Annotated in this window: 8 protein-coding genes; 5 read left to right on the top strand and 3 right to left on the bottom strand. The window is 63.0% G+C overall.

The annotated features are described in order from the left end of the window. Positions 1-104: 104 nt before the first annotated feature. From ACCD05_RS31025 to ACCD05_RS31015, 3 genes are read left to right on the top strand one after another with little or no spacing between them, the layout of a single operon-like run. A complete protein-coding gene (locus ACCD05_RS31025; RefSeq protein ID WP_413397476.1) occupies positions 105-713 on the top strand; it encodes a TetR family transcriptional regulator in 609 nt (202 codons plus the stop codon). A 55-nt stretch (positions 714-768) separates the two neighbouring features. Then, positions 769-1,917 carry an efflux RND transporter periplasmic adaptor subunit gene (locus tag ACCD05_RS31020; RefSeq protein WP_413397474.1) on the top strand — a complete coding sequence of 383 codons (1,149 nt, stop codon included), beginning with the start codon at positions 769-771 and terminating at the stop codon, positions 1,915-1,917. 24 nt (positions 1,918-1,941) lie between these two features. Continuing rightward, positions 1,942-5,088: an efflux RND transporter permease subunit gene (locus tag ACCD05_RS31015; RefSeq protein ID WP_413397472.1), complete on the top strand. Its 3,147-nt coding sequence runs from the start codon at positions 1,942-1,944 to the stop codon at positions 5,086-5,088. A 228-nt stretch (positions 5,089-5,316) separates the two neighbouring features. Here the strand turns inward: ACCD05_RS31015 and ACCD05_RS31010 are convergent, their stop codons facing one another. From ACCD05_RS31010 to ACCD05_RS31000, 3 genes are all read right to left on the bottom strand, one after another. After that, positions 5,317-6,237, bottom strand: coding sequence for an ROK family protein (locus ACCD05_RS31010; RefSeq protein ID WP_413397470.1), 921 nt, complete (start codon positions 6,235-6,237; stop codon positions 5,317-5,319). Between the two features lie 73 nt (positions 6,238-6,310). Continuing rightward, positions 6,311-7,645: an ATP-binding protein gene (locus tag ACCD05_RS31005; protein WP_413397468.1), complete on the bottom strand. Its 1,335-nt coding sequence runs from the start codon at positions 7,643-7,645 to the stop codon at positions 6,311-6,313. Continuing rightward, entirely contained in the window at positions 7,642-8,301 is a 660-nt protein-coding gene (locus ACCD05_RS31000; protein ID WP_111565273.1) for a response regulator, read from the bottom strand. The genes ACCD05_RS31005 and ACCD05_RS31000 overlap by 4 nt, the downstream gene beginning before the upstream one ends. 249 nt (positions 8,302-8,550) lie before the next feature. Between ACCD05_RS31000 and ACCD05_RS30995 the strand changes: the two genes are divergently transcribed. Both ACCD05_RS30995 and ACCD05_RS30990 read left to right on the top strand, forming a co-directional pair. Further along, positions 8,551-9,501, top strand: coding sequence for a sugar-binding transcriptional regulator (locus tag ACCD05_RS30995; RefSeq protein WP_413397467.1), 951 nt, complete (start codon positions 8,551-8,553; stop codon positions 9,499-9,501). 150 nt (positions 9,502-9,651) lie between these two features. After that, positions 9,652-10,965: an ABC transporter substrate-binding protein gene (locus ACCD05_RS30990; protein WP_413397465.1), complete on the top strand. Its 1,314-nt coding sequence runs from the start codon at positions 9,652-9,654 to the stop codon at positions 10,963-10,965. Positions 10,966-11,113 lie beyond the last annotated feature (148 nt).

The raw sequence follows: 11,113 nt of genomic DNA, 5'->3' as shown, positions 1-11,113 counted from the left end.
AACCCACCCAATCCCGCAACGCAAAAGATTGACTTTCACCTCCTGATGCCTTACGACTGACGAAAATCGAAATTCGTCAGTCGTAAATCAACACGGCAGAAATCATGAGCGACACCGCCGAAAGCATTCTCGAAGCGACAAGACAGGAGAATGTGACCCGCATTCTCGATGCGGCCGAGCGGCTGTTTCGTCACTATGGCTACGCCAAGACAACGGTCGCCGATATCGCCCGCGATCTCGGCATGTCGCCGGCCAATGTCTATCGCTTCTTCTCCTCGAAAGTAGAAATCCACCAGGCGATCTGCGGGCGCATGCTCGCGGCTAGCTACCAGCAGGCCTACGAGATCTGCCATCTGCCGCTCAGCGCGTCCGAGCGGCTCAGCCGTTTCGTGCGCGGGCAATACCAGATGACGGTCGAGACCATGCTCGACCAGGAAAAGGTGCACGAGATGGTGGTCGTCGCTATCGAGCGCGACTGGCATGTGATCGAGAAGCATGTCGACAGCATTCACGATCTGCTGGCCGAGGTGATCCGCGAGGGTATCGAGGCCGGCGAGTTCGTCGATCAGGATCCCGCTACCGCGTCGCGCTGCTTTGGCGCCGCCACGGTGACGCTCTGCCACCCGATCATGGTGGCGCAATGTCTTGCCAAGACCAACCGAGCGACGGTGGACGAGCTGATCGACTTCTCCATCAGGGCTTTGAAGAGATAATCGGGCGGCGCGGCCGCCAACAATTCAACACACAAACATACCGGGAGTGCGAAAGATGATTTCGCTGAAGACAGTCAAGTTGCCGTCCGTTGCCAGTTTCGCGCTCCTTGGCGCCGTTTCGCTCGCGCTTTCGGGCTGCAGCGAGGAGAAGAAGGCGGAGACCAAGGAGATGCTGCGGCCGGTCAAGGTCGTGGAAATCGCCAAGGCGGGTGAGACCCGAGCGCTTGATTATTCCGGTGCGGTGAAGGCGCGCGTCGAGATGAACCTCGGCTTCCGCGTCGCCGGCAAGATCACCGAGCGCCGCGTGAATATCGGCGACCGCGTACAGCCGGGCGATGTGATCGCGCGCATCGACGCGACTGATTACGAGCTCGCGACGAAGACGGCGGAAGCCAATCTGGCGGCGGCGGAAAAGGGTGTCGGTACGGCAGACCTCGCCAACAAGCGCGCCCAGCAGCTGTTCGACAAGAGCGTGACGGCGAAGTCGCAGCTTGAGCAGGCGTCGCTCAGCTATGACCAGGCGGTGTCCACGCGCGACGCGGCTCGCTCCTCTCTCGACCAAGCGAAAAACCAGGTGAGCTACGCCGAGCTGAAGGCCGACCAGAGCGGGATCGTGACGGCGATCAGCGCCGATACCGGCACGGTCGTTGCCGCCGGCACGCCGGTTGCGACTGTCGCGCTCGACGGCGAAAAGGAAGTTCAGATCGCGGTGCCGGAGAACGACATCGCCGAGTTCAAGCCGGGCAAGACGGTCAAGGCGAGCTTCTGGTCTTCGGCCAAGCTGGTGCTCGACGGCAAGGTGCGCGAGGTCTCCGGCAGCGCGGATGCGCAGTCGCGCACTTTTGCCGTTCGTGTGAGCCTGCCGCATGACGATCGCGTGCTGCTGGGCATGACGGCGACGATCGAGGCCAGTGTCAGCAACGCCAACACCCATGTCGCCATCCCGCTCGCCGCACTTGCCGAAAAAGACGGCAAGAAGATCGTCTGGGTGGTCGATCGCGACCAGCAGACCGTGCATGCCCGCGACGTCACGATCGCCGATTTCACCGGTGACGGCGTCAATATTGCCGACGGGCTGAAGACCGGCGATCTCGTCGTTGCCGCCGGCACGCAGTTCATGACCGACAATCTCAAGGTCAAACTGCCGGGCCAGCAGTCGGCATCCGCCGAAACTGCGGCCGAGACCGGCGACGTCGTTCGCTAAGCGGTCAGGAGAGGGAACGGGACAATGGACAATTCCACCACCGAGAAGAAGCCCTTCAACCTGTCGCGCTGGGCAATCGGCCATCCGAGCATCGCGCGCTTTCTGTTCGGCCTGATCCTCATCACCGGCGTGCTCGGGCTGATGCGGATGGGGCAGAAGGAAGACCCCGATTTCACCTTCCGCGTCATGGTCGTTCAGGCCGTGTGGCCGGGCGCCTCGATCCAGGAAATGCAGGACCAGGTCGTCAACAAGATCGAGCGCAAGCTGCAGGAAACCCCGCATATCGACTGGGTGAAATCCTATACGCGCGCCGGCTCCGCCGTCATCACGCTGCAGATCAAGGGCGATACCAACGGGGCTGATGTCGCCGACGCCTTCTACCAAGTGCGCAAGAAGGTCGGCGATATCTCCAACGAGCTGCCATCAGGCCTGCTCGGTCCCTATTTCAACGACGAATTCGGGGATACCTTCATCACGCTGCAATCGATCAGCGGCGATGGCTACAGCTATCCGGAACTGAAGAAATTCGCGATCCAGGCGCGCGACATGCTGTTGACGACGCCGGGTGTCGAGAAGGCCGTGATCATCGGCGATCAGCCGGAGAAGATCTTCATCGACGTGTCCTCGCAGGCGCTCGCCGAACGCGGCCTGACGGTCGTCGACCTGCAGAACGCCATCAAGGGGCAGAACAGCGTTGACCCAGCCGGCTCCGTCGATACGGGCACGCGCTCGGTGCGCATCGCCGTCGAAGGCGACGTGACCAAGGCCGCCGATATCCGCGAGCTTCGGCTCAAGGCCGGCAACCAGGTGACCCGCCTCGGCGATATCGCCACCGTCTATTCCGGCCTTCAAGACCCCTATCAGCGCAAGTACCGTTTCAATGGTCATGAGAGCGTCCAGGTCGGTGTCGTCATGGCCAAGGGCTACAAGGTCACCGATGTCGGCAAGGATGTCGAAGCGACCTACAAGCGCTTCGAGGAGGCGCTGCCCTACGGCGTCTCGGTCGATCAGATTTCCAACCAGCCCGATGTCGTGACCGATGCCGTCAGCGAGTTCATGCATGCGCTGGGTGAAGCGCTGGCCATCGTTCTCGTCGTCTCGTTCCTGTCGATCGGCTGGCGTTCGGGCCTCGTCATCGCGATTGCCATTCCGCTGGTGCTGGCCGCCACTTTCGCCATCATGTACGAGCTTGGCATCGACCTGCAGCGTATTTCGCTCGGCGCGTTGATCATCGCCCTCGGGCTGCTTGTCGACGACGCGATGATCGTGGTCGAATTGATGGAGCGAAAGCTCGAAGAAGGGCTCGTGAAGATCGAGGCGGCGAGTTTTGCCTATTCCTCGACCGCCTTCCCGATGCTGACGGGGACGCTGATCACCACGGCCGGCTTCATTCCGGTTGGCTTCGCGGCCTCCACGGCCGGCGAGTATGTCCGCACGCTGTTCTATGTCGTCGGCATCGCGCTCGTCGTCTCGTGGTTCGTCGCGGTCTATTTCACGCCATGGCTCGGCTACATGATCCTGAAGCAGCGCCAGCATGCGGGCGGCGCGCATCATGATGCCTTCGACACCAGCTTCTATCGCCGGCTGCGGTCGACGGTGGGCTGGGCCGTGCGCCATCGCATCATCGTCGTTGCCATGACGCTGGTGACCTTCGCCACCAGCCTCTGGGCCTTCCAGTTCATTCCGCAGAACTTCTTCCCGCAGTCCTCGCGCCCCGAGATCCTCGTCGATCTCTGGCTGCCTGAAGGCACCAGCATCAAGGAAGTCGAGACGCAATCGAAGGCGCTCGAAGCCAAGATCATGGACGACAAGGACAAGAAGTTCGTCGCCACCTATATCGGCGAGGGCGCGCCGCGCTTCTTCCTGCCGCTCGACCAGCAGCTTCCGAACCCGAATTTCGCGCAGCTTCTGATCATGGCTAATGACGAGCCGGCCCGCGAACGGCTGATCGTCAAGCTGCGTGATATCCTCGCCGAGGATTTCCCCGATATCCGCGGCAAGGTCGACCGCCTCTTCCTTGGTCCGCCGACAGGCTGGCCGGTGCAGATGCGCGTCATGGGTCCGGATCGCCAGGAAGTGCGCAAGATTGCCGACGAGGTGAAGGCGAAGTTCCAGGAAAATCCGCTGCTCGGCGCCATCCACGACGACTGGCTGGAACAGGTGCCGGCGATGAAGCTGGTGATCGACCAGGACCGCGCCCGTGCGCTTGGCGTCACCTCGCAACGCGTCCGCCAGATGCTGCAGACCGCGATGTCCGGCGCTCCGCTCGACGATTTCCGCGATGGCGAGGAGACGGTGTCGATCGTCGCCCGCGAGCCGGAAGCCAATCGTTCGCTGCTGTCGGCGGTCAACTCGGTCTACGTGCCGACGGATTTCGGCGGCTTCGTGCCGGTCTCGCAGATCGCCAAGGTGGTGCCGGTTCTCGAGCAGGGCATCGAATGGCGGCGCGACCGCCTGCCGACGATCAGCGTGCGTGCCACGCTGCCCGATGGCGTGCAGTCGAACGACGTGGTCATGAAGATGTATGCCGATCTGCAGCCGCTGCGCGACAGCCTGCCTGCCGGCTACAAGGTCGAGATCCAGGGCGGTGCCGAGGATTCGGCCGAAAGCCAGGCCTCGATCGCCGCCAAGGCGCCGATCATGCTCGTCGTGATCGTGCTGCTTCTGATGGCGCAGCTGCAGCACTTCGGCAAGGCGATGCTGGTGCTGGCGACCGGTCCGCTCGGGATCATCGGGGCCGCGGCAGCCCTCCTGATCTCCGGCGCGCCCTTCGGCTTCGTCGCCATCCTCGGCGTCATCGCGCTCTTGGGCATCATCATCCGCAACTCGATCATCCTGATCGACCAGATCGACCAGGACATCAAGGCGGGTATGCATCGGCAGGAAGCAATCGTCGGCGCGGCCGTGCGGCGTTTCCGTCCGATCATGCTGACGGCGCTAACGGCTGTCCTCGCGCTGATCCCGATCTCGCGCGGCGTCTTCTGGGGCCCGCTCGCCTATGCCATGATGGGCGGCATCCTGGTCGCCACCGTGCTGACGATCCTGGTTCTGCCCGCGGCCTATGCGCTGTGCTTCGGCAAGGAGCCGAAGGGCAAGGAGGATGAGGCTGTATCATCAGGCGAGGATGACGCGGTGGATCACGGGCATCCGCCGGCGATGGCGGCGGAGTGAGAATGCGAACGGCGCGGTGAGAACCGCGCCGTTTTTGTATAGGATTACCAATGAGAACTGAGGGTGTAGCCCCCTCATCCGACCCTTCGGGCCACCTTCTCCCGTTGGGGAGAAGGGGAGGTCGGCGCGAGCGGCCCCCACGAGTCTCTTCTCCCCCGCGGGGAGAAGGTGCCGGCAGGCGGATGAGGGGGCTGCAGGCTCGTAGCTTGCGATCTGCGGTAGCCGTAGCTACCCCACCATCTCCGCTTCCGCCTTCAATCCCAGCAATGCCGCCCCAATCAGCCCGGGTTCAACACGGCACTCGCTGCGCACGACGAGCGGGCGGTCGAATTTGCGCAGGATGCGGTGGCGCACGGCCTTGTCGAGTTCATCCAGCAGTGGCTCCACATTCGAGAGCCCGCCGGCGACGGGGACGATGGTGGCGCCGGTGATGTTGACTGTTAGCGCCAGGGGAGAGGCGAGGAGATCGATAAAGACGTCGATCGTGCGGGTTGCCTTTTCCTCGCCGCGCAGCCACTGGCCGATGATCTCCTCGCTGGTGAAATCGAGGCCGTGCAGCGTCTTGTGCAGGCGTTCCATGCCGCGCGCGCCGCCGACGGAATCGACGCAGCCGCTCTGGCCGCAGCCGCAGGCATAATGCGGGATCTCGACCGGCGGGTGGCCGGCGCGCAGCGCGACGATCGGGCCGTGGCCCCATTCGCCGGCAAAGCCGCCCGCCTCGTTGATCAGCCGGCCATTGGCGATTACGCCGCCGCCGACGCCGGTGCCGAGGATGACGCCGAGCACGATGCGGTGGCCGCGACCGGCGCCGAGGCCGGCTTCGGCCATGGCGAAGCAGTCGGCGTCGTTGGCGACCAGCACCGGCACGCCGAGTTCGGCCTGAAGATCGGCGGCGATGGTGCGCTGGTGGATGCAGGGAATGTTGGCGCAGGTGAGCAGCTGCGTATCTGGATCGACGACGCCGGCGATCGAGATCGACAGCAGCGTCGGCGTGCCGCCGGCTTCCGCGATGAAGGTTCTGAGCGTATCGACGAAGGCGCCGAAATCATCGAGGGGGGTCGGGCGGCGGCCGAGCGGCGTGATCTCGGTTTCGGAAAGCGCAACGCCGCCCTTGATCGCCGAGCCGCCGATGTCGAAGGAGATGATCATTCGTATTCTGCTTGTTCCAAACGGTTAGAATCTGCTCGCATCGTTCGGTGTGATTTGCAAGCCTAAACCCTGATCAGGCAGGCAGCGTGATGCGCGCTTCGAAGCCGGAACTCTGGCCGCTGGCGGGCGAGATCAGGTCGAGCGTTCCGCCCATCTGAGAGACGATGCGATCGGCAATTGCAAGCCCAAGGCCGGAGCCTGAGGCGCTGGTGTTGCCGCGCCGGAAGCGCCTCTTCAGCGTTGCGATATCGCTTTCCGCGACCGGCGGCCCGCCATTGACGACACGCACGACGCCATTCGCATCGAGGCTGACATCGACCGATAGCTCCGGGTCGCCGTGAACTAGGGCGTTCTCGATGAGGTTGCGCAGGATGATGCCGAAAGCGTCCATGTCGGCGTTGCGGACCAGCTTTGTCGCGGGCGCGGCGGTGTAGCGCAGACGACCCTGCGAGCGGCTGTCGCGTTCGTAATCGGTGACGATCATGTCGAGCACCGGGCGAAGGTCCGTGGCGGTGGCGCTGCCACCGATGCCGGCCTCGGCACGGGCGAGCTGCAGCAGCTTTTCGGCGAGACGCCCGAGATTGACCAGCGAGCTCTCGACCTGATGGGCGCGGGCCTTGGTTGGTCCTGGCGGTAATTCCTCGGCAAGGCGCTGCGTCTGCGCCAGCGCGCCGGCGATCGGCGTTCTGAGCTCATGGGCGCTGTTGGCGGTAAACTCGCGCTCGGCCTCAAGCGCGGAGCGCAGGCGTCCGAGCAGCAGGTTGACGGAGCGGGCGATCGGCTTCAGCTCTTTCGGCAGACCGGCGCTCTCCACTTCCGCCAGATTGCCGCCGTCCTTGGTGCCGATATCCTGGCGCAGCGCATCCAGCGGCTTTAGCGCGCGGCCGACGATGAACCATATGGCGAAGATGCTGGCGGGGATCAGCGCGATCAGCGGAATGAGCAGGGTGACGGCGCTCTCGCGCACGGCCTCGCGTCGGTTCTTGAAGCGATCCGCGACCTGCAGGAAGAGCGAGCCGTCGGATGTCTTCTCCGTGTAGATACGCGCGGTCGCGCTGTCGAAGAAGCCTGTTTCGAGCGGTGCGGGGAAGGGCTCGGCAAGCGCGTCATTGGAGCGCAACACCACCTTTCCTGATGGATCACGAACCTGATAGGTCAGATACTCGCGGTTGGCGGCGGTGTTCAGCATGGCGATGCCATGCGGGTCGCCGATGCCGCGCTGGTCCATGTCGTCGAGGATCAGCGCCAGCAGTCGCTCCGTTGTTTCCTGCTGGGCGCTGTCGAAGATCTCGTCGAACTCATGCTGCATCACGCGGATGCTGAGGCCAATGGCGATAAGCCAGAAGATGACCATGACGGTCGTCAGCGCGGTGATGAGCGGGCGGGTGATACTGCGTTCGCGCTTCATTGTGATCCGAGTGTGTAGCCGATGCCGCGGGCCGTGCGGATGCGATCCTTGCCGATCTTCTTGCGCAAGCGGCTGACATAGACCTCGACCGTGTTGCTCTCGATTTCCGAGCCGAAGGCGTAGAGCGCCTCTTCGATGCGGTCCTTGGAGACGATCGCGCCGGGGCGCGCGGTCAGGAGGTCAAGCACCGCCCATTCGCGGCTGGTGAGGATTACGGAGATGCCGTCGACGGAGAGCTTGTGCTGAGGCCGGTTGATTTCGATATCGCCGATCTGCACCACCGGGTGCGGGTTGGCGTCGTAGCGGCGGGCGACCGCCATGATGCGCGCCTCCAGCTCGCCAAGGTTGAAGGGCTTGACGAGATAGTCGTCGGCGCCGGCGTTCAATCCCTCGATGCGGTCGGAGATCTGGTCGCGTGCGGTGAGGATGATGACGGGCGCGCGGATGTCGCGGCTGCGCAGCTTGCGCAGGAAATCGACGCCGCTGCCATCGGGAAGATTGAGGTCGAGCAGCACCAATCCATATTCGACAGGGCCCGTGGCGGCTTCCGCGTCGGCGAGGTTCTTCACCCAATCGACGGCGTGAAAGGACGCGGCGACGTGATCGCGCACCGCCTCGCCAATCATCTTGTCGTCCTCAACCAGCAGAATTCGCACGATTTTTCCCTCTGGCGCATAGTTAGCGTGCCGTTCGATGTCAGGTCAAGCATGGCTTCGCGGGCAAAGATGGCGCTGCAATGGCGGGGCTGAGCACCATCCACTGCTTGCGTTGAGGCTAAAATAGATTGTGCAATTTCTCAATGCACTCGACATTTGCCCGAATTTTGTTTTGATCTGGCGCGAACATAGCTTCAACCACATGCTTTGCCGGCGGAAGCCGGTGCAGTCGCGCGCAATGGATAGTCGATGGTGAAAAAGTCCGAAACTTCTGGTCGTCTTGATGACGCGGCGCGCGCCGGCTGGCTCTACTATGTGGCAGGGCGCACGCAGGACGAGATCGCCTCGTCCATGGGGATTTCGCGACAATCGGCGCAGCGGCTGGTGTCGCTTGCCGTGGCCGAGCGGTTGATCAAGGTGCGGCTCGATCACCCGATCGCCGCCTGTCTGGAGCTCGCCAACGCTGTGCGCAACAAATACGGGCTGCGGCAGGTGGATATCGTGCCGAGCGATCCGGGCGCCGGTGCCGCGACCGTCGGCATCGCCGAGGCGGCGGCGGCCGAGATCGAGCGCTGGCTGAAGAAGACCGACCCGATCGTGCTCGCCGTCGGAACTGGGCGAACGCTGAAGGCTGCGGTCGATCAGTTGCCGGCAATCGAGTGCATCAACCACCGCATCGTCTCGCTCACCGGCAACATCGCGCCGGACGGATCGGCCGCCTATTACAACGTCGTCTTCAGCATGGCCGATGCCGTCAAGGCGCGGCATTTCCCGATGCCGCTGCCGGTTCTCGTCACTTCCGCGGAAGAGCGCGAGACATTGCATGCCCAGCAGCTGGTGCGCTCGACGCTCGACATGAGCGCGCAGGCCGACGTGACCTTCGTCGGTATCGGCGAGCTCGGCATCGACGGACCGCTCTGTGTCGACGGCTTCCTCGAGAAGGGCGAGATGATGGAACTGATGGACAATGGCGCCGTCGGCGAGATCTGTGGCTGGATTTTCGACAGTGAAGGAAAGCTGCTCGACAACCCGATCAACGAGCGCGTCGCGTCCGCTCCGATCCCCTCGCGCGAGACCTCGGTGGTCATCGGAATCGGCAAGGGCAAGCGCAAGATGAAGGCGATCAAGGCGGCCGTGACCGGTCATCAGATCAACGGTTTGATCACCGATGAAGAGGTCGCCGAGTATTTGCTCACTTAGTGAGCAAAAATTTATTTTCTTTTAAATCAGCAATTTAACTCATCGTTTCGCGGCTGCAGCAACGATTGGAGCTTGACATTTGTCGTCTGTCATTGAGTAATTGCCCATGAGCAAAGCGAATGCTCGCTAACATCTTCTGGGAGGAAGATCATGACATTTAAAACTTTTCTGCTCGGCGCCTGCTCCGTCCTGGCGTTCGCGGGCATTGCTTCGGCTGAAACGCTGACGATCGCGACCGTCAACAACGGCGACATGGTCCGCATGCAGAAGCTCACAGATGACTTCAAGGCAAAGAACCCCGGCATCGATCTCGAGTGGGTAACGCTCGAAGAAAACGTGCTGCGCCAGAAGGTCACGACCGATATCGCGACCAAGGGCGGCCAGTACGACGTTCTGACGATCGGCAACTACGAAGTGCCGATCTGGGCCAAGCAGGGCTGGCTTCTGCCGCTCGACAACCTCGGCGAAAAGTATGACGCCAAGGATCTGCTGCCCGCGATCAGCGCCGCGCTGACCGTCGACAACAAGCTCTACGCCGTGCCGTTCTACGGCGAAAGCGCGATGATCATGTACCGCACCGACCTCTTTGAAAAGGCCGGTCTGAAGATGCCCGACGCGCCGACCTGGGACTTCATCGCCGATGCGGCGAAGAAAATCACTGACAAGAGCGGCGAAGTCTACGGCATGTGCCTTCGCGGCAAGGCCGGCTGGGGTGAGAACATGGCGTTCATCACCGCGCTCGACAACTCCTTCGGCGGTCGCTGGTTCGACGAAAACTGGAAGCCCCAGTTCGACAGCCCCGAGTGGAAGGAAGCCCTTGGCTTCTACGTCAACCTGATGAAGGAAGCCGGCCCTCCCGGTGCATCCTCGAACGGCTTCAACGAAAACCTGGCGCTCTTCCAGACCGGCAAGTGCGGCATGTGGATCGACGCGACCGTCGCCGCTTCGTTCGTCTCCAACCCGAAGGAATCGAAGGTTGCCGACAAGGTCGGTTACGCCCTGTTCCCGACCAAGGGCGAGATGAAGAACCACGGCAACTGGCTGTGGTCTTGGAACCTCGCGATCCCGGCAACGTCGACCAAGGCTGAAGCCGCGCAGAAGTTCGTCGCCTGGGCGACCGACAAGGCTTACGGCGATCTGGTTGCGAGCAAGGAAGGCTGGGCAAACGTTCCTCCGGGCACGCGCACCTCGCTCTACGAAAACGCCGACTACCAGAAGGCCGCTCCGTTCGCCGCCAAGACGCTTGATGCGATGAAGGCAGCCGACACGCAGAAGCCGACCGTCAAGCCGGTGCCTTACACCGGTGGCCAGTTCGTCGCGATCCCTGAGTTCCAGGGCATCGGTACGGCCGTCGGCCAGCAGTTCTCGGCAGCTGTCGCCGGCCAGATCTCCGTCGATCAGGCCCTGCAGAGCGCTCAGCAGCTGACGACCCGCGAAATGACGAAGGCTGGTTACCCTAAGTAAGCCTCCCGAGACATGGGGCGGGGGGCGGGGCCCCCCCCCCCCAGGCCGGGGGGGTTTTAAAAAAAAACAGACCCCCAGCAACAACCGAAAGGGGGGTGGGGGGGGGGGGGGGGTTAAAAAAAGGGGGGGGGGGGGGGGGGGGGGGGGG

Source organism: Rhizobium sp. Rhizsp42 (assembly GCF_047304155.1).
Lineage (GTDB): Bacteria > Pseudomonadota > Alphaproteobacteria > Rhizobiales > Rhizobiaceae > Rhizobium.
Note: the sequence above shows the minus strand (reverse complement) of the source record. Positions and strands in the feature narration are given on the sequence as shown.